Source organism: Actinomadura geliboluensis (assembly GCF_005889745.1).
In the GTDB taxonomy this organism is placed as follows: domain Bacteria; phylum Actinomycetota; class Actinomycetes; order Streptosporangiales; family Streptosporangiaceae; genus Spirillospora; species Spirillospora geliboluensis.
Genome location: NZ_VCKZ01000113.1, coordinates 1 through 22,213, shown reverse-complemented (window position 1 = coordinate 22,213; position 22,213 = coordinate 1). Strand labels below are relative to the sequence as shown.

General features: G+C 70.1%; 19 protein-coding genes, 1 tRNA gene and 1 pseudogene. 4 read left to right on the top strand and 17 right to left on the bottom strand.

The genetic code is table 11. The annotated features are described in order from the left end of the window. Positions 1–35 precede the first annotated feature (35 nt). Positions 36–111, top strand: a tRNA-Ala gene (locus tag ETD96_RS17330). Positions 112–159: 48 nt separating this feature from the next. Here the strand turns inward: ETD96_RS17330 and ETD96_RS47585 are convergent. After that, positions 160–438: pseudogene (locus ETD96_RS47585) on the bottom strand (tyrosine-type recombinase/integrase); the annotation flags it as partial. Between the two features lie 1,037 nt (positions 439–1,475). Between ETD96_RS47585 and ETD96_RS44850 the strand changes: the two are divergent. Beyond that, on the top strand, positions 1,476–1,757 hold the full coding sequence (locus tag ETD96_RS44850) for a hypothetical protein (RefSeq protein WP_171069067.1): 282 nt from the start codon (positions 1,476–1,478) through the stop codon (positions 1,755–1,757). Positions 1,758–2,080: 323 nt separating this feature from the next. Here the strand turns inward: ETD96_RS44850 and ETD96_RS17310 are convergent, their stop codons facing one another. Continuing rightward, positions 2,081–2,482 carry a DUF5958 family protein gene (locus ETD96_RS17310; protein WP_138637493.1) on the bottom strand — a complete coding sequence of 134 codons (402 nt, stop codon included), beginning with the start codon at positions 2,480–2,482 and terminating at the stop codon, positions 2,081–2,083. A gap of 136 nt (positions 2,483–2,618) precedes the next feature. Here ETD96_RS17310 and ETD96_RS17305 point away from each other — a divergent pair, with 136 nt between their 5' ends. Then, a complete protein-coding gene (locus ETD96_RS17305; protein ID WP_138637492.1) occupies positions 2,619–3,296 on the top strand; it encodes a hypothetical protein in 678 nt (225 codons plus the stop codon). A gap of 164 nt (positions 3,297–3,460) precedes the next feature. Here ETD96_RS17305 and ETD96_RS46710 read toward each other — a convergent pair whose 3' ends face one another. Further along, positions 3,461–3,664, bottom strand: coding sequence for a hypothetical protein (locus tag ETD96_RS46710; protein WP_240807760.1), 204 nt, complete (start codon positions 3,662–3,664; stop codon positions 3,461–3,463). A 499-nt stretch (positions 3,665–4,163) separates the two neighbouring features. Next, positions 4,164–4,901, bottom strand: a complete 738-nt coding sequence (locus ETD96_RS17295; protein ID WP_138637491.1) for a VOC family protein — start codon at positions 4,899–4,901, stop codon at positions 4,164–4,166. 35 nt (positions 4,902–4,936) lie between these two features. Between ETD96_RS17295 and ETD96_RS44845 the strand changes: the two genes are divergently transcribed. Further along, the gene (locus ETD96_RS44845; RefSeq protein ID WP_171069066.1) at positions 4,937–5,092 is read left to right on the top strand and encodes a hypothetical protein; all 156 of its coding nucleotides are present in this window, start codon (positions 4,937–4,939) and stop codon (positions 5,090–5,092) included. A 52-nt stretch (positions 5,093–5,144) separates the two neighbouring features. On the opposite strand, the gene ETD96_RS17290 is transcribed toward ETD96_RS44845, so the two are convergent. The 13 genes from ETD96_RS17290 to ETD96_RS17235 all read right to left on the bottom strand — a co-directional run. After that, a complete protein-coding gene (locus ETD96_RS17290) occupies positions 5,145–6,227 on the bottom strand; it encodes a hypothetical protein (RefSeq protein WP_138637490.1) in 1,083 nt (360 codons plus the stop codon). Positions 6,228–6,870: 643 nt separating this feature from the next. Then, the gene (cydC, locus tag ETD96_RS44840) at positions 6,871–8,613 is read right to left on the bottom strand and encodes a thiol reductant ABC exporter subunit CydC (RefSeq protein WP_171069065.1); all 1,743 of its coding nucleotides are present in this window, start codon (positions 8,611–8,613) and stop codon (positions 6,871–6,873) included. Positions 8,614–8,663: 50 nt separating this feature from the next. Next, on the bottom strand, positions 8,664–10,313 hold the full coding sequence (cydD, locus tag ETD96_RS44835) for a thiol reductant ABC exporter subunit CydD (RefSeq protein ID WP_171069064.1): 1,650 nt from the start codon (positions 10,311–10,313) through the stop codon (positions 8,664–8,666). Continuing rightward, positions 10,310–11,329, bottom strand: a complete 1,020-nt coding sequence (gene cydB, locus ETD96_RS17280; protein WP_138637489.1) for a cytochrome d ubiquinol oxidase subunit II — start codon at positions 11,327–11,329, stop codon at positions 10,310–10,312. Before cydB ends, cydD begins: the two co-directional genes overlap by 4 nt. A gap of 11 nt (positions 11,330–11,340) precedes the next feature. Then, positions 11,341–12,759 carry a cytochrome ubiquinol oxidase subunit I gene (locus tag ETD96_RS17275; RefSeq protein WP_138637488.1) on the bottom strand — a complete coding sequence of 473 codons (1,419 nt, stop codon included), beginning with the start codon at positions 12,757–12,759 and terminating at the stop codon, positions 11,341–11,343. A gap of 193 nt (positions 12,760–12,952) precedes the next feature. Next, a complete protein-coding gene (locus tag ETD96_RS17270; protein ID WP_138637487.1) occupies positions 12,953–14,239 on the bottom strand; it encodes a hypothetical protein in 1,287 nt (428 codons plus the stop codon). Further along, positions 14,236–15,504: an ATP-grasp domain-containing protein gene (locus ETD96_RS17265; RefSeq protein WP_138637486.1), complete on the bottom strand. Its 1,269-nt coding sequence runs from the start codon at positions 15,502–15,504 to the stop codon at positions 14,236–14,238. The genes ETD96_RS17270 and ETD96_RS17265 overlap by 4 nt, the downstream gene beginning before the upstream one ends. A gap of 59 nt (positions 15,505–15,563) precedes the next feature. Next, complete coding sequence (locus tag ETD96_RS17260; protein ID WP_138637485.1) at positions 15,564–16,823, bottom strand: MFS transporter; 1,260 nt, start codon at positions 16,821–16,823, stop codon at positions 15,564–15,566. Continuing rightward, a complete protein-coding gene (locus ETD96_RS17255; protein ID WP_138637484.1) occupies positions 16,820–18,088 on the bottom strand; it encodes an ATP-grasp domain-containing protein in 1,269 nt (422 codons plus the stop codon). The genes ETD96_RS17260 and ETD96_RS17255 overlap by 4 nt, the downstream gene beginning before the upstream one ends. 31 nt (positions 18,089–18,119) lie before the next feature. Continuing rightward, positions 18,120–19,232 carry an amidinotransferase gene (locus ETD96_RS17250; RefSeq protein ID WP_138637483.1) on the bottom strand — a complete coding sequence of 371 codons (1,113 nt, stop codon included), beginning with the start codon at positions 19,230–19,232 and terminating at the stop codon, positions 18,120–18,122. Then, the gene (locus ETD96_RS17245) at positions 19,225–20,637 is read right to left on the bottom strand and encodes an iron-containing redox enzyme family protein (RefSeq protein ID WP_138637482.1); all 1,413 of its coding nucleotides are present in this window, start codon (positions 20,635–20,637) and stop codon (positions 19,225–19,227) included. Before ETD96_RS17245 ends, ETD96_RS17250 begins: the two co-directional genes overlap by 8 nt. Beyond that, the gene (locus ETD96_RS46705; RefSeq protein WP_138637481.1) at positions 20,634–21,770 is read right to left on the bottom strand and encodes a 50S ribosomal protein L11 methyltransferase; all 1,137 of its coding nucleotides are present in this window, start codon (positions 21,768–21,770) and stop codon (positions 20,634–20,636) included. The genes ETD96_RS17245 and ETD96_RS46705 overlap by 4 nt, the downstream gene beginning before the upstream one ends. Positions 21,771–21,801: 31 nt before the next feature. Beyond that, the coding region (locus tag ETD96_RS17235; RefSeq protein ID WP_138637480.1) for a Rieske (2Fe-2S) protein at positions 21,802–22,213 on the bottom strand (412 nt) is incomplete at its 5' end.

Genomic DNA, 22,213 nt, shown 5'->3' with positions numbered 1-22,213 from the left:
CCCCCGACCACGGGTAAGCTTTGACCCGCCAACCCGGGGCCTTAGCTCAGTTGGTAGAGCACCGGCTTTGCAAGCCGGGTGTCAGGGGTTCGAATCCCCTAGGCTCCACCAGCCAAAAGCCCAGGTCAGAACCGAAGTTCCGACCTGGGCTCTTGCGTCTCACGATCTCTTCTTCCGCTTCCGTGCCCGTTGCGTGCCCGATCGCGTCTCCCCCTTGAGTTCGGCCTTGGCCAGCGCACTCAAGGTGTCGGCGATCTCCCGGTGCCGCTCGTCCGTCGCGTGCAGGTAGATCATGGCCGCGCGGTCGCTGGCATGGCCCATGCGTTCCTTGAGTTCTGGGAGCGTCGCCCCAGCGATCGCGGCGAGGGTGTTCCCCGTGTGCCGCAGGTCGTGGAAGCGCACACCCTCGAGCCCCGCCTTGTCCAAGGCCCGCACCCAGTTGCGCCGGAGTTCGCCCGCCGGAGCAGCGCGCCTTTACCGCCGACGAAGATGAGCCCTTTGTCGCCGTCATGGGCGAACGTCTTGACGTGCTCCTTCAGTTCAGGGAGCACGATTGCCGGAATCGGAACCGTCCGCGCGCCCGCCTCAGTCTTCGGAGGCCCGAAGTGGAGAGGCTTACCCGTCACCTCCACCAACGTCCGCTCAACTCTCACGGTGCGAGCCTTGAGATCGACGTCCTTTCGTCGCAGCGCCACGGCCTCACCCCAACGCAGGTTCGTGAAGGTCGCGAGCAGGACGAGCGCCCGGTAACGATGGTCGATCGCCTCGGCCAGTGCGAACACTTCGGAGATGCTCAGGACGGGCCGCTCTGGCGAGTTCTCGGCCCCGCCACCCTAGACCGTGCAGGGGTTCCGCTTGATCATGCCGTCACTCACCGCCGTGTTCATGATGGCCTTGAGCAGCCGATACGCCTTGGCCACCGCGACGCCTCCGCCCCGTCCGCCAAGCGCCGGCGGTCACGGGGGCCGCGCCGCCGCACACGAGCATCGCCAGAGCAGCGGCCTTGTACTCCGCACCACCTATCGCCATCGTGTGACACATGGCCCAAGAAGATCGCCAACGCCGACCGCGCGAACTGCGTGACGCAGAGGAAGAGACGTTCACGGGTGTTCTCCGACGCATGACACGACGTCCGCCCCTAGCGATCAAAGTAGGCATCGTCATGGCGACCACCACAGCGATCGGAGTGGCCGTCTTTGACTCATCACTCGAAGCTGCCCCCGGGTTTCTCATCGGGGTCCCTTGGATGGCATGGCTGATCCATCGACATCGGTAGCAAAATCTCCGGTGAGTGCTTCCCCAACCGAGAGCCTCTGGCGGGGGCACACGGTCGCCGCGGGGTTGAGGTAGGAAGCCCGAGCAAGAGGCCGTGTCATTCGTGAGGTCAGCTATGCGGGTCTTCCTGCTTCTGGGCCAGAGGGGCAGATCGGTGCTTGCCTCGATCCCTTGCCTTCCAGAGCGGCCGTGTCTTCAGCATGATCGACGTCAGCCAAAGCAGCGCGCTGATTGTCATCGTCAGGGACGATGCCGGCGTAAAGGGCACACTCAAAAAGACGATCATGCTGAAAAAGAACAAGAACCACAAGCCGGCAATGATCTGGAGCAGGGGTTCCGGAAGCTTCCCGCGGGTCCAGACGAGCCTCGACCTGTACAGCTTCAGCACGCCCGCAACAACCGCCACCGCCCCGATTACCCCTGTCAAGGCGATTTGCAGACCAGCCCACATCGCGGACCTCCCTGAGCTCCCACAAGAGTAACGTGCCCGTTGCGTGCCCGATGTGAGGGGGCGACGGGGACTCGCAGTCATTTGCGGAGTGATGCGCCGAGTATGCCCAGGTCAGGGGATCGGCAGGTCAGCGGCGGTGCTGGTGATCGTTGATCTAGGGAAGTGACTTCCCAAGCTGACAGCACCGACCCGAGGAACCGTGATCCGGAACATATGCGGAACGGTGGAGTAGGGGACGAGGGCGAGCGACCGCCCGCACACAGGTCAGACGGGGTCGCGAGGTCGATCAGATACGCGCCCTCCGGAGCCGTGTGCCTACTCACGAAGGCCGAACCCCTAATCAGCGCTAGCGATTTACGGGCCGGGACTGCGCGTCAAGTGGTGCCAGTCATGGTTGCAACCCTCCGTGCAGTAGCGTGCCCGACGCCGCTCATCAGCGATGCTCAGCAGTGCGACAAGCAACCGGAACGACTTAAGTCGTTCATCTTCGGGCAAGTTAACGATCTTCGCGAGCTGTCCTCTCAGCTGGCCGCGTCTGATCAGCACGGCCGGAGTGTGAGTCGGCCGGATGCCAGCGCGGCGAATGCTCTCCTCGGCGTCATCGCTGGTCGCGCCAGCTTGTGTGCAGAACGCAGCGAGCTTCCATAGGGCGTTGTACTGCCGCTCACTCGTCAAGGCTTTGAACCAGGCGATGCCATCGGCAGCCGGCCGGAGTCCTTGGGCGAGTTCGTTAAGGACGACCGTAGTCTCGTCCATACCGACCACCTCCATGAGTCGTCCAGCCAGCCAAGGCTCGAGGCCCATCGAATCAGATCGCTTCCGTGCCCGTTGCGTGCCCGATCGCAGGGGGGAACCGCGGGGAATCACGGCCGCTCACGGGGACGTTCCCGAGATGCGTCAGGTCAGAACCAATGTTCCGACCTGGGCTTTTGTGTCTTACGATCTTCTCTTCCGCTTCCGTGCCCGGTCGTATGCCGGGCTTGCGTTCGGTCTTGGCGATCGCGCTCGGGGTGTCGGTGATCTCCTGATGCCGCTTGCCCGGCGGGTGTGGGCAGACCATGGCCGTGCGGTCACTCGCGTGGCCCATGCGTTGCTGAGTTCGGAGAGCGTGGCTCCGGCGATTGCGGACTTTCCCTGTGCGTTGCAGGTCGCGAACCGCACACCCTTGAACGCCAGCTTGTCCAAGGACGGTGTCCTGCTGCGCCGTAAGTCGCCCCCGGAGCAGTACACACTTGGCAGCGTGTGCGGCGGGCATGGCGCGGATGCGTTGCCTACGGGCCTTCCCCTCCGTCTTGCCGGTGGGATGATCGACACTGTGGGTGTTCTGCAGTGGATCATTCAAGCTGTTGGGACGATCGCTGGGATCGTCCTGTATCGGCTCTATGTCCGAGATCATGGATGGGCTGGATGGATCCTGATCGCCCTCTACGTCCTGCTTCTCTTTGGTTTGGTTGTGGCTACTCTCGGCTCACTGCTCGCCGGGGAGTATTGGTTCTTCCTTCCGCTGCTGGGAGTCACCGGGCTATGGGCGTTCGTGGTTTGGAAGGCTCTGGCGGGTTTCCGGAAGTAACGCGCGGCCCGCGAGGCGCGTGTGGCGCATGGCCTGTTCGCCTGTGAGCCATTGGGCGCCGAGTGCGGGCGCGCCCTCGGGGACTCGCGTCCGCAGATGTTCCCTGGAGGGAGCGTGCACGGAGCACGCGGCCAGGGATGTATCCGCGTTTCTGCTACGTCGGCTCAGGGGTGTGCTTGGCGTGATTTGCGGGCGAGGTGGAGGTCGCGGGACAGGTGTGCGCGTCGTAGGCCGTGGGAGCGTAGGTAGCGGAGGTCCTCGGTGGTGTCGTACATGAGCTGGACGTGGAAGTAGTTCACGTACTCGAGCACCGCGAACAGGCCGAAGGCCAGCCCCGGCCAGCTGCCCGCTCCCGGAACGGTGACCACTCTTCCGACTAGGAATGACACCCCGGCCGCAAGGAGCACCGCAATGGCGATACGGGCTATCGCGAAGGCGCCAGCGCCGGGCAGGGTCCTGCTGGGAGTCGAGAGCTGCCGGAGTTTAGCCGACCAGTATGCGGCCCCGACCAGGAGGAGGGCCGCGAACATCGCGAAGCCCGTTAGGTTCGTCGCTGTCATCGGTAGTCCGATAACGCCGAACCAGACCGCGGCCTGCAACGGAAGGTTGAACAGCTCCAGCCAAGCCAGAGAGCGCAGCCGTCGACGGACCCAGGAAGCGGAACGGTGATCCAATCCGGGGCCTATCTCAGCTCGGGAGCACGAGGTTTCCGTGGACGCCACGTACCAGGATTCGGAGCGTGTGGGGAGCGGGGCACGATGACGCAGATGAGGGGCGAGGCGTGGCGCGGGTGTTTCTCGCCGCTCCCCCTTCAGCGCTCGGCTGCTGGTGGGGCGGGTGGACGACGGCGTAAAGGAGTGTTGAGGGTCAGTGTCGGCCTAGGACGCAGAATTCGTTGCCTTCTGTGTCGGCCATGACCGTCCACGGGACTTTGCCCTGGCCCAGGTCGATGTCGGTGGCGCCGAGCGTGCGGAGTCGGGCTACCTCGGCTTCCTTGGCGTCAATGGGCTCTGGGAACAGGTCGACGTGGATGCGGTTCCACCATGCCCTCTCGTCGGGCTTGCGCAGGAACTCCAGGTAGGGGCCGGTGCCCTCGGCCGAGCGCAGCACTGAGTGGTCGTCGGTGACCTCGAGCAGGGTCCAGTTCAGTGCCTCGTCCCAGAACTGGGCCATGGCACGCGGGTCCGCGCAGTCGACAACTACGGCGGCGATCGGTCCGGTGTCCCGGGTGGATTCGCGGGGCTCCAGCACGCAGAAGACGTTGCCTTCCGGGTCAGCCAGCACCGTCCAGGGGACGTCGCCCTGGCCGACGTCCGCGGGTGTCGCGCCGAGGTCCTTCAAGCGCGCGACCATCTCCGCCTGGTGGGCCTCAGAGGTGGTGGCGAGGTCGAGGTGCACGCGGTACTTCACCGTTTCGGGGTCCGGAACGGCGACGAGATCGATGTAGAAGGCGGCGGGGTCTGGCCACTTGAAGCCCTTGGGCTCGAGGTTGGTGACACCGGGACCCTCGCTGGAGAGGTCCCAGTCGAGCGCCTCCGCCCAGAACTGGCCGAGGGCCGAGTCGTCCCCAGCCTTGAAGTTCACCTGTACGAGTCGCAGTGCCATGCCGCTGATCATAAGGCCGTCACGGAGTGAACCACATGGTCAAGCACGTCGCACTCCCCGTCGGCCCGCTGCTGGACGGCTCGCTCGGTGATGACCCGCTTGCCCTCGAACCGGCTGCACTCCAGGGCGGAATCCTGATCGGCTACGCCCGGGTGTCGACCGACGGGTTGAGGAGAGCCGTCCCGGCGTGAACCACCGGTCGGGGGGACGAGCGGCTTTGAGCGCCCGGCCCGGGCTGTTGGCTCATTGCCGGTGCGGAAGGTCCCAGAGATGGAGAGCGGTCTGATCCTTGGAGACCGTGTACCAGGCGTCTTTTCCTGCCGACAAGGGAGACCCCGAGACGGGGAAGGGGTAGGCGACTGATCCGCGTAGGGCCATTGTGCGTGGGTCGACGAGCCAGTGGCGGGGGACCTCCGCGTAGTACTCGGTGCCGACCACGGCGATGTCGTCGTACGGGAACGCCGCTTCGAAGTCCCAGCGAACACGGTCGTCTCCCGAAGGAGGGGGTACGGCATCCTGGGCGTTCAGTCGCCGCAGTTCCGTGCCGTCTTCCGCCTGGTGGAGATAGAGGGCCCACTGCCCCGTATCCGTCGTCAGGAAGTGCTCCCCGGAGGGACTCACCGCGAGAAAGACCTCCTCGACGAATCGCTGGACGGTGAGCTGCGTACCATCCCAGCGTCCCCACAGCACGGGCGAACTCTCCTCGCCCTCCGCGATGGACAGCCCCATGTACGCCGGATCGGGGTGAGGAAAGTGGAAGGAGCCCGATCCCACGGTCATCGTCGGGACCCGGGCCAGCAGCGAGCCGTCGCTGGCGTCGAGGATCAGCCATTCCTCCCCGGTGTCTTGCCCCGCGTGGCTGCGGACGTGAGCCCACAGGACCTTGCCGTCGGAGGAGAAAGCGGCCGAGCCGCTGTCGGCGTGGCCGTGGTGGTAATCGTCGGCGTACTCGGAGAACGAGGCATGGGCCGTCGTGCACACGGCGGCGGACCAGCAACCGTGGCGGATCTCCCACAGCACGGCGCCGGTCGAATCCACGGCCCGCAAGGCGTGCACGCCGGCGAACACGGCGACATCACCGGCCGGAGAGACCGCCACTGAGCCGTATTGGCGAGGCCATGGCGCGGGAAAGCGGGTCTCCGTCCCCGCCTCGTCCAGGTCGCGGACGGCCAGTTCGGTGTCCCCGCGCTGCACCAGCAGTCTGCGCCCCGGCCAGTGCAGTACTCGTGGGCCGTCCGCCGAGGCGGGGTCGAGCGGAGCGGCGACGGTGGCCAGGAGGCGGGCGGCGAACCGGGCGGCTTCCTCACGGGTGGCATTGGGCGTCACAGCCGCATGCTTTCACACCCGCCGGACGGTGTATCCGGCCTGCAATCGCCCGCTGCCTGGCCTTTCGCTGAGGACGGCGGCCTTAGGGCGGGGGGCTTCGCGCCAGGCGCACCGGCTCGATCCGCCAACCCGCCCCTGCGCTGGCCCGCGAGGAGGATCTGACCGGATTTTGGTAGCAGGGCCGCCGGGAAGCTGGGGCAGGAACTCTGCTCGGGGTTTGTGCAAGGCTCCATTGTTACGCCCGGCTGGGTGGGCGAGGGTGGGTGCATGTGGTGGTTTGTGCTTGGGTTCTTCGTCGTGCTGTTCGGGTTCGCGTTGATCTTCGATTACCGTCTCCGTCGGCGAGGGCGACGGTTTCAAGGCGGTGCGGCGTTGACGCGGGAGATGCGTGAGAACCGTCGTGACATGCGGGCTTGGGACAGGGGCTCGCAAGGGCACGGTGGAGGGGATTTGTCCTGGACAGACGAGACCCGCCGTCGTCGCGGCAAGTGATCACCAGGTTCGGGTGCGGCCTGCGTGGAGGTTGTGGGCTAAGAGGGATGGTCGACGGGTGCGGGTCATTGGCGGGAGTTCCTTGCGCCGACGAGCGGGCGGCGCAAGGAGCCTGAGAACGTCCGCGACGCCTGTGGGCTGGCATCTTCTTTCAGGCCCTTGGGGCCGTCTTGGCCGGGGTGCGTTCGCGGTTCCAGAGGGAGCGGTAGAGGCCCGGGCGGGAGATGAGGTCGCTGTGGGTGCCGCGGTCGGCGACGCGGCCCTCGTCGAGGACGATGATCTCGTCGACGGCGTCCAGGCCGGTGAGGCGGTGGGTGACGAGGAGGGTCGTCCGGCCTTCGGTGGCGGTCAGGAGGTCGGCGGTGAGCTCGTCGGCGGTCGCGATGTCCAGGTGTTCGGCGGGCTCGTCGAGCAGGAGGATCGGGAAGTCGGCGAGGAGGGCGCGGGCCAAGGCGATGCGTTGGCGCTGGCCACCGGAGACTTGAGCGCCGTGCTCACCGACGTAGGTGTCGAGCCCCTGTGGCAGGGAGTCGACCCAGTCGAGGATCCGGGCGCGGCGTAGGGCGTCGCGTATCTCGGCTTCGGTCGCGGTGGGGCGGGCCAGGCGGATGTTGGCTCCGATGGTGGAGTCGAACAGGTGCGCGTCCTGGGCGCATAGGCCGATAACTGTTCTGGTGTCGTCGCTGTTGAGCGCGCTTAGGTCGACGCCGTTCAGGGTTGCCTTGCCTGAAGCGGGCTCCAGGAAGCGCAGGAGCACGGAGGTAAGGGTCGTCTTGCCCGAGCCGGACGGTCCCACGATCGCGCAACGGCGGCCTGGTGTCAGGTCCAGGGAGATGCCGTCGAGGGCGTAGGGGGCGGTCGGTGTCCACCGGGCTCGGAGGTTCTCGACCTTGAGCGTGTAGGGGGACGCCGGGAGCGGTGCGGGGTCGGCCGGGTCCTGGACGGGCGGTTCCGCGTCCAGCACGGCGAAGATCCGTGCGGCGGAGCGGCGGACGCGCTCCAAGTACTGGGCGGCCATCGGGAGTCCCGCGACGACCTCGAACGCGGCCAGCGGGAGCAGGACGATCACGGCGAGCAGCACCCCGTCGAGCGCGCCCGAGCGGACGGCCGGGACGCCGGCGGCGAGGGTGGCCCAGACCGCGAGGCCGGCGGCGAGCGCGGAGATGGCGGCGCCGAGGCCGGCGGTGGCGGCGGAGCGGGCGGTGGCGCGGGTGAAGTCGCGGTCCAGGCGGGCCGCCTCGGCGAGCTGGGCGGGTGCCGCGCCGTAGGCGATGAGTTCGGGGGCGCCCTGGAGGGTGTCGACGATGTGGGAGGTCAGTTCGCCGCGCAGGTCGGTCGTCCGGCGTTCGGCCCGGCGCGCCATGACGGACGACAGCCAGGGCGCGACGACTCCGGCGACCAGCAGGGCGACCAGGAGGATGAGGCCGGCGGACGGCAGCAGCGCCCAGGCGACGCCCACCGAGGCCCCGCCGACGACGGCGGCGACCGTGCACGGAAGCAGGACGCGCAGGAACAGGTCTTGGACGGCGTCGACGTCTGCGACGAGCCGGTTCAGGAGGTCGCCGCTGCGGAACGCGGGCAGCCCGCCGGGCGCGAGCCGCTCTAGCCGTTCGTATACGCGCGCGCGCAGGTCGGCCAGGATGCGGAACGTCGCGTCATGCCCGATGAGCCGTTCGAGGTACCGGAACACGCCGCGCCCCAGCCCGAACGCGCGGACGGCCACGATCGCGACCATCAGCATCAGGACGGGCGGGTGCTGCGCCGCGCGGGAGATGAGCCACGCGGAGGTCGCCATCAGGGCGACTCCGCTGCCGAGCGCGATGGCGCCGAACAGGACGGCGAGGAGGAGCCGTCCCCTGGCGGGCCGGGCGAACGCGATGAGCCGCAGGATCATGCCGCCTCCTCTCCGCCGCGAGGTTTCACGTGAATCATGCGCCACAGGGGTCATGCCGTCACCGCCGTGGGGGCGAGGGTGATCACGCGGTCGGCCAGGGTGGTCAGGGCCGGCCGGTGTGCGACGAGGAGGACGGTGCGGCCGGCCTTCAGGCGCTCGACGGCGTCGATGACCGCGGCCTCGCTCTCCACGTCCAGGTTCGAGGTCGGCTCGTCCAGCAGCAGGAGCGGCGCGTCGCGGAGGAAGGCGCGGGCCAGGGCGAGGCGCTGCCGCTGGCCGGCGGACAGCCCGGCGCCGCGCTCGCCGAGCGGGGTGTCGAAGCCCGCGGGGAGCGCCTCGATGAACTCCAGCGCGTTCGCGGCCTCGGCGGCGGCCCGCACCGACGCCATGGACGCCGACGGGCGGCCCAGCCGGATGTTCTCGGCGACCGTCCCGGCGAACAGGTGCGGACGCTGCGGGACCCAGGCGATCTGGGCGCGCCAGGCGTCCGGGGAGAACTCTGCGAGGTCGTCCCAGTCGGCCAGGACGCGGCCGGAGTCGGGCTGGACGAACCCGAGCAGCACCGACAGCACGGTCGACTTCCCGGCGCCGCTCGGCCCGACGAGGGCGACGGTCTCCCCGGGGTGGACGGTCAGCGAGAAGTCCGAGAGCGCGGGCCCCCGGTCGTAGGCGACCGTGACGCCCTCCAGCCGGAGGGTCGCGCGGGAGAGGTCGGGGACGTCGGTCCGGTCGCCGGTGGCGGGCAGCGGCGTCTCCAGCACCTCGAAGACGCGGGCGGCGGCGGTGAGGCCCTCGACGCTCGCGTGGTACTGCGCGCCGACCTGCCGCAGCGGGAGGTACGCCTCCGGCGCGAGGATCAGCACGAGCAGCGCGGTCTCCAGCCCGAGCCCGCCCTCGACGAGCCGCAGCCCGATCGAGACGGCGACGAGCGCGACCGACAGCGTGGACAGCAGTTCCAGGACGAGCGCCGACAGGAACGCGATCCGCAGCGTGGACATGGTGGCGCGCCGGTGCCGGTCGGTGACCTCGCGGATCCGGTCCGCCTGCGCCCGCGCCCGGCCGAAGATCTTCAGCGTGGGCAGCCCGGCGACGACGTCGAGGAAGTGGGCGGCGAGGACGGACAGGGTCCGCCACTGCCGGTCCATCTTCTTCTGGGTGGTGAGCCCGACGAGGATCGCGAAGACGGGGATGAGCGGCAGCGTCGCCGCGATCGTCACGGCCGACAGCCAGTCGCCGAGCAGGATCCGGAACCCGACGGCGGCCGGGACGATCACCGCGAGCACGAGCTGCGGCAGGTAGCGGGAGAAGTAGTCGTCGAGCGCGTCGATCCCGCGGGTGGCGAGGGTGGCGAGCTCGCCGCTGCGCTCGCCGGACAGCCAGCGCGGGCCGAGGCCCACGGCGCGGGCGAGGAGCCGTCCGCGCAGCTGCGACTTGACCGCGGCGGACGAGCGGTGCGCGGCGACCTCCTGCAGCCAGGCGACGAGCGTCCGGCCGAGGACGACGGCCAGCAGGAGCAGCAGCGGCGTCCGCAGGTCGGCGAGGGCCGCGCCGTGCAGGAACGCGCCGTCGAGCATGTCGGCGAGCAGCGTCGCCTGCGCGATGATCAGCCCGGCGGTGGCGGTGCCGAGCGCCACGGACGACAGCAGGAAGACCCGTGTCGTCCGGGCGTATCTCAGCAGCCGGGGGTCGAGGGGTTTCACCGCACGGCCTCGGGCTTCTTGGGCGCGGCGGGGATGTGGGACGTGCCGATCCGCTTGCGGAACACCCAGTACGTCCAGCCCTGGTAGATCATCACGATCGGGGTGAACACCACCGCGACCCAGGTCATGATCTTCAGGGTGTAGCCGGTCGACGCGGCGTTCTCCGTGGTCAGGCCGCCGGACTCCAGGGTGGACGGCATGACGTCCGGGAACAGCGCGGTGAACAGGGTCGCGACGGCGAGCACGATCGCGGCGCCGGTGCCGATGAACGCCCAGCCCTCGCGCCCGGCCCGGTTGGCGAGGGCGGCGAGCACCAGCGCGGCGGCGGCGCCCGCGGCGGTCAGCCAGGTCACCGGCTTGCCGTGCTGCACCTGCGTGATCAGCAGGAAGGCGCCGCCGGTGACGATGGCGGCGACGACCGCGAGTTCGGCGATGCGCCGCGCCCGGTAGCGGATGCTCCCGGACGTCTTCAGCGCCAGGAACACCGCCCCGTGCAGGACGAACAGGATCGTCGTGGTGAGCCCGCCGAGCAGCGCGTACGGGTTCAGCAGGTCGGCGAGCGTCCCGACGTACTCGTGGTCGGCGTCCAGCGGCACGCCCCGGACGATGTTCGCGAACGCGACGCCCCACAGGAACGCGGGCACGAGGCTGCCCCAGAAGATCGCCTTGTCCCAGCGGGACCGCCACCGCGCGTCGTCCTTCTTGCCGCGGTACTCGAACGCGACGCCGCGGATGATCAGCGCCAGCAGGATCAGCAGCAGCGGCAGGTAGAAGCCGCTGAACAGGGTGGCGTACCACTCGGGGAACGCGGCGAACATGGCGGCGCCGGCGACGATGAACCACACCTCGTTGCCGTCCCAGACGGGTCCGATGGTGTTGATGACGACGCGGCGCTCGACGTCGTCGCGGCCGAGGGCGGGCAGCAGCATCCCGACGCCGAAGTCGAACCCCTCCAGGAAGAAGTAGCTCGTCCACAGGAAGGCGATGATGATGAACCAGACGGTGGTGAGTTCCATGGCCGGCTCCCTCAGTAGGCGAACGCGAGCGAGCGCTCGGCGTCGGGGTCGGAGTCGTCGTCGGACGGCGGCGGGGGCAGCACCTCGTCCTCCGACGGCGGCCCGGCCTTGGCGTACTTGAGCATCAGCCCGGCCTCGATGACCATGAGGACGGCGTACAGCGCGGTCAGCGAGACGACGGAGATGAGCATCGACGTCGGCGACACGCCGGGCGAGACGCTCGCGCTCGTCTTCAGCACCCCGAACACCGACCAGGGCTGGCGGCCCATCTCGGTGAAGATCCAGCCGGCGGAGTTGCCGATGAAGGGGAGCGCCAGCGACAGCACGCCGATCCGGTACACCCACGGGTTGGACGGCAGCCGCCCGCGCCGCAGCAGCCACAGCCCGGCGAGCGAGACCAGCGCGGTGAGCATGCCGACCCCGACCATGATCCGGAAGTTCCAGTAGGCGATCGGGATGTTCGGCCGGTAGTCGCCGGGCCCGTAGCGGGCCTCCTCGGCGGCCTGGACGTCGTTGATGCCCTTGACCTCGCCGTCGAAGGTGCCGGTGGCGAGGAACGACAGCACGCGCGGGACCTTGATCCCGAAGATCTCCTCGTTCCCGTCGAGCGTGCCGATGGTGATGACGGAGAACGACGCGGGCTGCTCGGTCTCGTAGAGGGCCTCGGCGGCGGCCATCTTCATCGGCTGCTGATCGGTCATGACCTTGCCCTGGAAGTCGCCGGTGATGGCGACGCCGATCGAGGCGATGGCCGTGACGACGAGGGCGAGCTTCAGCGACGGCCGGAAGACCTCGGTGTTCTTGCGGCGGGCGAGGTGCCAGGCGCTGACGCCGGCCATGAACATGCCGCCGGTGACGAACGCCGCCGTGATCGTGTGCGGGAACGCGACGAGCTGCGTCGAGTTGGTGAGGACGGCCCAGAAGTCGGTGAGGACGGCCCGTCCGGACTCCTCGTCGATGCGGTAGCCGACGGGGTGCTGCATCCACGAGTTCGCGGACAGGATGAAGTACGCCGACAGCAGCGTCCCGACGTGGACGATCCAGATGCAGGCGTTGTGGAGCTTGGCGTTCAGCCGGTCCCAGCCGAAGATCCACAGGCCGAGGAAGGTCGACTCGACGAAGAACGCGAGCAGGCCCTCGATGGCGAGCGGCGCCCCGAAGATGTCTCCGACGAAGCGGGAGTAGTCACTCCAGTTCATCCCGAACTGGAACTCCTGCACGATGCCGGTGACGATCCCCATCGCGAAGTTGATCAGGAAGAGCTTGCCCCAGAACTTGGTGGCGCGCAGGTATTTCGTCTTGCCCGTGCGCAGCCAGGCCGTTTCCAGGATGGCGACGAGCGCGGACAGCCCGATCGTCAGCGGGACGAAGAAGAAGTGGTAGACGGTGGTGATCCCGAACTGCCACCGTGCGATGTCGACCGAGTCCATGGCGCGTGATGCCTCTCCCGGGCTTCTACTACAAGCCGTAGTACTACTTCCCGTCAGACATACTACGTGCTGTAGTACTACGGCATGTCGTTACGTCCCTCACATGGGAAGGACGGCCCGGGGACCCGTCCAGGAGCGCCGTCCCGGACGGGTCTCGCCGCGCGTCATCGGCCGGGCCCGCGGGCCCGCCGCCTCAGTAGTGGAAGGCCGAGGTCACCCTCGCGCCGGGCGCGCCCAGGTTGACGACGGACCCCGCGCCGGACGGGACGGCCCGGCAGAACGCACCGCCGTAGCCGTCCGGGAAGACGAACAGCCCCCAGACGCTCAGCCAGTCCTCGACCGCGCCGGTCTCCGCGTTCAGCATCGGCTCCGGCACCGGGACGACGCGGCGCTGGACGATGTAGTCCCCCTTCAGGCACGCGGCGACCGTCTCGGCCCATTCCCGGTCGGTCTCGTCCCAGCCCGCGTGGATGCCCTGGCCCGACAGCCCCGCGAACGGCTTGAGGATCAGGTGCTCGCGTTCGGCGCGGACCTGGTCGGCCAGCTCCGGGGTGAGGGTCCGCGTCCACGGCAGGATCCGGTCGACCAGGGCGTTCTCCTCCGCGGTGAACTCGGCGCGCGCCTCGGGATCGGAGACCAGGGCCATGCAGCTCTTGTAGGAGAACATGGACGCCGTCATGGGGGTCCAGAGGACGACGTGGCCGTCCGCGTAGGCGCGCATGACGGTTTCGGCGGGCTCGTCGTTGCGCGGGTCCCGGGCGATCTGGTTGGCGGAGAAGTAGCGCAGGACGAGGTCGATCTGGCGGCCGTGCAGGTACAGCCGTCCGCCCCTGTCCTCCACCTGGCCGAGCTCGCCCAGAAGCAGTTCGATGCCGTACCGCTTCATGGTCTCCTGGAAGGAGCGGTGGAGGGAGTCGTACGCCGCCATGCCGCCGATCGCCTCCAGCGTCGCGACGACGGGCGCCTCCTTCCCCGTCGCCCGGACGAACTGGCGCGCGATGGCGGCCGGGGTGTCGACGGTGCCGAGCCCGTGCTCGCCGGCGAACTCCGCGAACCCCTCGTGGGCGAGCAGGGCGCGGTTGACCTCGCTGATGTCGACGCCGCCCAGCTCGCTGCCGAGGTTGAACTCCAGCAGCCGGAACCGGGACCCGTCGTCGTAGAGGTCGGCGCGCCCGTACAGGACCGGCTCCCCCTCGAACTGGGTCATGAGGGCGGTCCGGCGCGCGTCCGCGCCGATCGCCGCGCAGAACCGGCGGCGGTCGCCGTCGAACAGGCGCTCCGGCAGCGACGCCATCAGCCGGAACAGCCCGGCGAGGTCGTCGGCGGCCTGCCGCGTGCGGTCCTCGGGGGCGAAGAGGGGACGGGTCCCCAGGTACTTCCCCCAGGCCGCGCCGAACTGCGGCGGCAGGTCGACCTTGGAGACGACGTCGTGGAGGGGGCCGTCCTCGCAGGCGTCCAGGTACGCGCGGGTCACCTTCACGAGGAGCGCTCCACCGGGTCGACGACGAGCTCCCGCTCGATCTTGCGGATGGCCTCGCGGTCGGCGTAGATCTGCTCCGAGTCCTCGTGCGCGAGGATGATGTAGCCCATCGTCATGCTGGCGAACAGGTCGGTGCTGGCGTCCACGTGGTCGCCGGTCGTGACGAGGTGCACCGGCGAGTGGTAGCTCGGCAGGTCGCGAGCCTGGTCGTAGATCTCGGCGTTGCGGACGATCCCGGTCGAGTGCGACATCAGGAAGACCGCCATCACGTTGCGCCGCAGTGTGTAGCCGGGCGGCAGCTGCGGGCCGAGGCCGCGGCACACGTCCACGATCCGGGTGACCTGGCTCTCCCCCGTCGCGATCTCCGTCACCGCCGGGTTCCCGGCGCCGGCCAGCCGCGCGTTGACCTCCAGCAGCCGGGGCCCGTCCGGGGTCATCATGATCTCGGTGTGCGCCGCCCAGTTGCGCAGCCCCACCGCGTCCAGGGCGGCGAGCCCGTAGTCGATCAGCTCGCCGTAGACGTCGGTGTCGTAGGGCAGCCACTCGACGCTGTCGTACACCGCGATGCCCTCGCCGAACGGCACCCGCTTGTACTTGATCATGTCGGTGATCGAGTGGCGGCCGTCGTGGCTGACGGTGTCGATGGCGAACTCGGTGCCCGTCATCATCTCCTGGACGAGCACCTCCTCGGCCAGCACGTCCAGTTTGTCCCGGGTGCCGAGCATCGCGGTGAACAGCTCGCGCCAGCCCTCCCCGCCGGGCGCGCGGCTGACCCCGACGGTGCCGGCGCTGGTCGGCGGCTTGACGACGAGGTCCCGGCCGGCGAGCCCCTCCCGCTCGATCCAGGCGGCGACCTCCTCCGGGTCGGCCGTGGACACCTGGCGGGGGATCGGCAGCCCCGCCTTCGCGAGCTCCTGGTGCATCCGGTACTTGTGGCGCCGGGCGTCGACCAGCTCGGGGTCGTTGGAGAACGCGGGCGCGAGCGCGTCCGAGCACTCCTGCGCCAGCCGCAGCGCCGCCTCGACGCCGGGGATGACCGCGATCGGCTTCAGCGCGCCGAGCCGCGCGACCGTCTCCGCCATGTCGCCGTGGTGGTTGATGATGGCGTCGTAGTCGCCCGGGTTGTGCGAGGAGTGCAGCGGGGCCAGCGAAGGGCCCGTGTAGTCCATCACGGCCACCGGGCTGAACCCCGCCTCGCGCAGCGCGGGAGCGACCATCGCCGCCGAGGTGAAGGGCCGCACTACCGCCACGACTGGTCTGTCCATGATGTTCACCTTGTCTCTGGTTGATCCGTTGAGTTGTGCGGTCGGCCGCTGGACGTCCGTCAGTCACCGCCCTCCGCCGTGCCGGCGGTCGCCAGCTCCGGTTCGTCCGGCCCCTCCGGCGGACGCCGGCGCCCGAGCTTCGCGCCGGCCGCGACGAGCACGGCGGCGAGGAGCCCGAACGTCCCCGTCAGCGCCCACACCCCCGAGCCCCAGGCGTGCCACGCGGCGATCCCGATCATCGGGCCGACGGCGTAGCCGACCTGCTGCGGGATCGTCGCCGCGGCGATGTAGTGGGCGCGCAGCTCCGGCGGCGCGACGAGGCCGGGGTAGGCCATCATCGACGGCGCCGCGATGACCTCGCCGAACGTCCACACGACGGTCGCGAGCAGGAGCAGCGCGAGCGGCGTCGGCCCGGTGTAGAGCAGGTGGCCGGCGCCGAGGACGGCCATGCCGATCGTCATCGGCAGCCCGATCGGCAGCCGCTGGAGCCACTTGGACAGCAGCACCTCGAACGCGATGACGATGGCGCCGTTGACCGTCAGCAGGGTCGCGTACACCCGCTCGTCGTGGCCGGAGCCCGTCACGAACAGCGGCAGCGCGGCCGACGCCTGGATGTAGGCCACCGCCGTGAAGAACAGGCCGACGACGACGAGCATGAACCGCCGGTCGGCCAGCACCTGCCCGTACCCGGCGCGCCTGCCGTCGGACGCCCCGCCCGCGGCCTCCGGCTCGGCGTTGGACCGCAGCGCCGCGTAGGCGACGACGCCGAAGGCCAGCGACGTCGCCGCGTCCACGTAGAACAGGGCGCCGTAGGAGGCGTACGTCAGCAGCAGCGCGGCGCCCATCGGGCCGACCGTCGAACCGACGTTGAACGTCAGCCGCAGCACCGAGAAGACCATCACCTGCTGGTTCTTCGGCGTCAGCTCCACGATCCACGCCATCGAGGCGGGGCGGTACGCCTGCGCCGTCAGCCCGGCCCCGGCCGCGACGGCGGACGCGGTCCACACCTCCGGGACGTGCACGAGGGCCGCCGTGAGAACGGCCGTCCCGGCCATCGAGCCGACGATCACCGCGCGGTAGCCGATCCGGTCGGCGACGGCGCCGCCGACCGCGGAGCCGGAGATCCGGCCGACCATCAGCGCGGTCAGCACGATGCCGCTCTCCCAGGCGGTGAACCCCTCGTCGGTGAGGAACAGCACCAGGAACGCGTTCAGGAACGTGGCCAGGTTGCTGATCAGGGTGCCGATGATCAGGATCCGGACGGTCCCGTTCATCTCCCGCAGCGTGGCGAGGACGGTCGGGTGCTCGGCGTCGCTCACGGCACGGGCTCCAGCCTGGTCCCCTCGAAGGTGAAGAACCGGCCCGCGTCGCCGATCGCGGCGGCGGTCTCCTCCAGGGTCGCGCCGACCGCGATCACGTAGCCGATGCGGGCCAGCCCGTGCGGTGGGCGCCGGACCCGGGTGCCCGGCTCCACCCCGACGGCGAGCTCCACCAGCGGCGGGCGCATCAGCTCGCGGTGCGCGGTGGCCGCGGTGACCTCCATGTCGTAGGCCGGGTAGGCGAACCTGATCGAGGCGGCGCGCCGCGGCTCGGGGAACGAGACGGCCGGGGCACGCCCGGCCACCACGTCCGCCGCCGCGAGCGGGGCGTCCACGCCAGAGGTCAGCTGCCCCAGATGCGGGATCATCCCGCCGCCCAGCCGCGCGTTGATCTCGATGACGTGCCGCGCGCCGTCCGGGGTCAGCTTGAACTCGATGTGGGTGAAGCCGTCGGTGAACCCGGCGGCGGCGTGGGCGCGGGACAGCGTGTCGCGGAACTCGGGGTCGGACAGCAGCGGGTCGTTCGCGTCGACGTCGTGGCCGATCTCCTCGAACGCCAGGTCGCCGCTGCCGCCGAGCACCTTGCGCGCCACGATCAGCGGCGTGCACTCGCCCTGGAACAGGACGCACTCGACGGAGACCTCCGGGCCCTCCAGGAACTCCTCGACGATCACGTAGTCGTCGAACTGGCGGATGCCGCCCATCCGCGTCCCGTCGGCGAGGGCGAACGCCGCGTCCAGGTCGTCCGGCCCCTCGGCCTTGCTGAGGCCGAGGCTGCCGCCCAGGTTCCGCGGTTTCACGATCAGCGGGTAGCCGACCTCGGCGGCGAACGCGCGGGCCTGCTCCAGGGACGACACGGCGCGCGACGCGGGCTGCGGCAGCCCCGCGTCCCGCAGCGCGGCGCGGGCGGCGGACTTGTCGCGGCACCGCGCCACCGCCCCCGGATCCAGGGCCGGGAATCCGAGCGCGGCGCTGAGGTGCGCGGACGTCTCGATGTAGACCTCGTCGTAGCAGAAGACCCCGGCGACGTCGTGGTCGCGGGCGACCTCGCGGGCCGCGGCCGTCAGCTTCTCCAGGTCGAGGCAGTCGACGACGGTGTGGCCGACGATGTAGGGGTCCTCCCAGGTGGCGGGGGTCGGGTTCAGCAGCCAGAGCCGGTACCGCGCCGACACCGACTCCAGGATGTACTGCCGGTAGACCCAGTAGCTGCTCGCGACCAGCAGGAGGAGCGGGCGGTCGTCGCCCGCCGGTGGATTGTGCGGCATGGGGACCTCGTTCAGGAGCGTCGGGGCGGGATCAGGAGAAGTAGTCCTCGAGCCCGCCGCGGCGGCGGATGTCGAGGGTGGCGCAGTGGAAGCCGCCGCCGAAGGTGTTGACCGTGCGGAACGGGACGGGGATGGGCGTGAAGCCCTCCTTCTCCAGCACCCGCAGCAGCTCGGTCTCGCCCGCCTCGACGAAGATCCGCTCCTGGTCGAGCATCAGCGTGTTCATCGCGATCCAGCGGCTGCAGAAGTACATGGTCTGGTCGGCGGGGATGGCCGGCTCGGGGCAGACCACGGTGTCCCAGCCGGCGAACATCTCCGGCAGCTCCCGCACCCGCTCCGGGTTGATCAGCACCCGGCCCGGCCGCAGCGGGACGAACGTCGCGTTGAGGTGCATCGGGTGGTCGTCGATGAACGCGACCTCGTGCACCCGGAACTCGTCGCCGAGCAGCCGGCGCGTCCACTCGATGCCGAACCGGTTGGTGACGTGGCTGCGCTGGACGAGGATGTCGCGGCCGAACCGCATGAAGTCGCCCGCGTCCACGATCGGCTCGAACTCGGTGATGACGGACGTCGCGTCCGGGAACGGGTCGTCCGGCGACGGGGTGTCCGGCTTGGCCGCCGCGTAGCCGGGGTTGTAGGACGCGTCGGTGAGCTGCGGCTTCGGGGCGGCGACCCAGCGCGCGCCGCGCCGGAAGTAGTCCTTGAAGATGGTCCGGAACGGGTGGGTCGCGAAGTAGTACGAGCGCCAGCCCATCGTCGCCTCGACGATCTGGTCGCCGGCGACGAGCGCGATGTCGCGGGGGAAGGTGTGCGACGACCCGCCGGTGGACGACCAGTCGGCCGTGCCGAACGGGCGGGACTGGTCGACCGGGTCGGGCCGCCGGACCGTCACCCCCTCGGCCTCCAGGACGGCGACGAACCCGTCGAGCTCCTCGCGGGCCGCCTCGACCTGGTCGGGCGGGAACCCGCCGCCCCCGTTGCGCCGGTAGAAGTCCCACGCCTCGGGCGGGACGGTCGCCTCGATCGCCGGATGCCACGGCGGGACGGCGGCGCCGTCGATGACGCCGACGATCACCTCTTCGAGCGGGTCCCACTCGTTGTAGGAGCCGACCGGGCTAGCGGGGGGCGTGGCGCTCTCAGTCATCGCGGGAGGTCCTTTCGATGGTCCGTACGGTCACGCGCGCCTCCGGGGAGGCGGCCTTCAGGCCGTGCAGCCGGCTCCGCGGCACCAGCAGGACGTCGCCCGCCCCGAGCCGGTGGGGGCGGTCGGTCGCCCACGCGTACACGTCCACGTCGCCGCTCGTGATCTCGACGAGGCGGTCGGACTCGTGCACGTCGGTGCAGAACGGGCTGTCCGGGCGCAGTGTGGTGGTGACGGCGTCGTCCAGCGCGGCGGACGCCAGCGCCGCGCCGGCCTCGGTGTGCTCGTCCAAGGTGTCGGCCCAGGCGATCTGGGCGCGGAAGTCGGCGTCGCCGAGGCGCAGCAGGAGCTTGGTGTCCTCGATGCCGCGCACCAGCTCGGGGATCACCAGCTCGCCGTGGGTGCGGGCCAGCCCGAGCAGCAGGTTCTCGTAGGTCATCCGCCCGTGGTGGACGTCGATGTGGGCGTGCTCGTCGCAGTACTTGGCGTCCACCCGGTCGCCGTAGACGGCGCGGAGCATCCGGCCGGTGTCGGCGAACCCCTGCGCGAACAGCCACTCCAGGTACGTCACCGCGGCCATGTAGCGGAACAGCCCGCGGTGGTCCTCGGTGAGCCAGTTGAAGTAGTTGACCCCGATCAGCGAGCTGGTGAGGTAGAAGTTCCAGTAGGCGTGCAGGTCGGTGCGCAGCCCGACGCTGGCCAGCATCTCCTTGAAGATCGTGCTGTGCTTCGCGCCGTAGAGGCCGTACCCGAACTCGTCGTTGAAGATCTTGAAGAGTTCGGACTGCTCGACGCCGTAGGAGCCGCCCAGGTTCCGCGCCATCGCGGACGCCTCGGTCAGCGCGTCCAGCGCGAGCTGGATCAGGTGCAGCGACGCCGCCTCCTCGGGGTGCCGGCACTCGGTGATGGCGCGCATGGTGCCGGTCATCGGCGCGGCGGCGTCCACCGCCGGGTTGACCCCGGACGCGTCGGCGGGCGCGCCGGCTCCGCCGACCTCGGCGAGGAAGTACTCCTGGAGCTCGTCGAGCGTCCGGACGGGCGGGACCTTCACGGCGTCGTCCAGGAAGGAGAAGGCGTACCGCTCCAGGTCCGGGCGGACGCTGTCGCGCAGCCGCCGCACCTCGTCGCCGTAGAACAGGTCGAAGTCGTCCTTGGCGGAGGCCAGCCCGGCGGCGGGCAGCAGGATCATGTCGCTCTCGTAGGCGTTGCACAGCAGCCGCCCCGCGATGAGCTGGCCGCGGCCGAGGAACCCGGCCTCGGTCGCGGGGACGGAGAAGTCGAGGCCCGCGACGTCCGGCGGGCCGACCGGCCGCCGGTACGGGTTGCCCTCGATGTAGACCTCCGGCCCGGGCCGGAAGATGCGCTGCGCGCAGTACGCCGCGAGGGCGTCCGTCGTGGCCGCGGTCATGACACCACCTCGAACTCGGCGTGGGCGAGCGGACGGCCGGCAGGCTCCCCGGCGGGCGTGTCAGCGGCGACATCGAAGCGCACGCACTCGCCGTCGTGCGCCGCGTCCAGCACCACGGGCTCGCCCGGCTGGACGCGCGGCGGGGCCGGCAGGCACTGGATCGCCTGCTTCCAGTGCGAGTCGCGGCCCGGCGGGTTCCCCACCGTGATCCCCGGCAGCAGCTCCATCTCGAACCAGAACACGACCGCGTGCAGCGTCCCCGCCGCCGTCGGGTGGATCCGGAGCCCGGTGCGCCGCGGGCGGGCGTCGGCGGTGCGGAAGTCGAAGTCGAACACCGTCACCGGCTCGGACAGGACGCGGTGCTCGTGCCGGTGCAGCCGCGAGTCGAAGTACTCCAGCGTCGACAGCCGGTTGAACGGCGCCAGGTCGAAGCCGTACAGCTTGCCCACGTGGTTCTTGCGGTGCAGCGCCTCGCTCTCGACGAGCTGCGCGACGATCCGGCCCCGCGACGGCATGATCGTCGCGTCCGGGGTGAGCAGGTGCTCGCGGGCGTGCGCGATCGTGCCGAGGATGCCCTCGCCGAGCAGCCCGCAGTCGACGATCTCGGTGACGAGCAGGCCGGCGCGCCGGGGCAGGTCCGCCGGGACGCTCATCCGGGTCGACATCTTCGAGACGACGGTGACCGCGTCGTCGTACCCGGCCGCGCGGACCACCCGCGCCGCGGTCTCGGCGACGGACGGCTGCCCCTCGCACGCCACGACCTGGCGGGCGCCGGCCCGCGCCGCCATCATGGCCAGCAGCCCGGACCCGGCGCCGATGTCGAGCACCAGCGCGTCCGGGTCGGCCGCCACCGCCTGCCGGATGGCCCGGTCGTACAGTTCGGCGCGCTCCTCGTCGTGCAGCATCTCCCAGTGCCAGCGGGGGACGGCGCGGCGCACCGCCCGGTTCCGGCCGATGAGGGCCTCCTCGTTGCCGTCGTCCACGCCGAGGATCAGCTCGAACGCCTTGACGGCGTCCTCGTAGCGTCCCTGGTGGTGCAGGTCGCGGCCCCAGTCGAGGAACGCGCCGAGCTCCAGCCCGGTACGCTCCTGCGGGCCGCGCGCGGCCGGGTCCGAATCGTGCGTCCTCGTCACGACGGTGCCTCCTCGGTTGTCACAGGTGTGTTCATCGGCCCGCGTCCAGGGCGGGCTGTGCGGGGTCGGCGGCGCGGGGGGCGGTTCCGGTGTCGGACGGGTCAGGCGGCAGGTTCGCGAGGATCTCCCGGTGGATGACCGAGACCGGCGCGTCGCCGTCGTCGTCGGGGAGCACGATGACGGCCTCGTCCCCGCTGCGCACCATCGGCAGGCAGGTGCGCCGCACGGCGGCGACGCCGACCTTGGTGCCGTGCCAGGGGCAGTTCAGCCGCCGCCCGTCCGGGGTGAGGCGGGCCAGGCTCAGCGGCCCGCCGCGGTGCGGGCAGTAGTCGTGGACCAGCAGCGGCCGGCCGTCCGACCGGAGGACGAAGTAGCGGTCGTGGCCGACGAGCAGGGTGTTGTGTCGGCTCAGATCCATGACGATGACGCGGCCCATGGGCTCC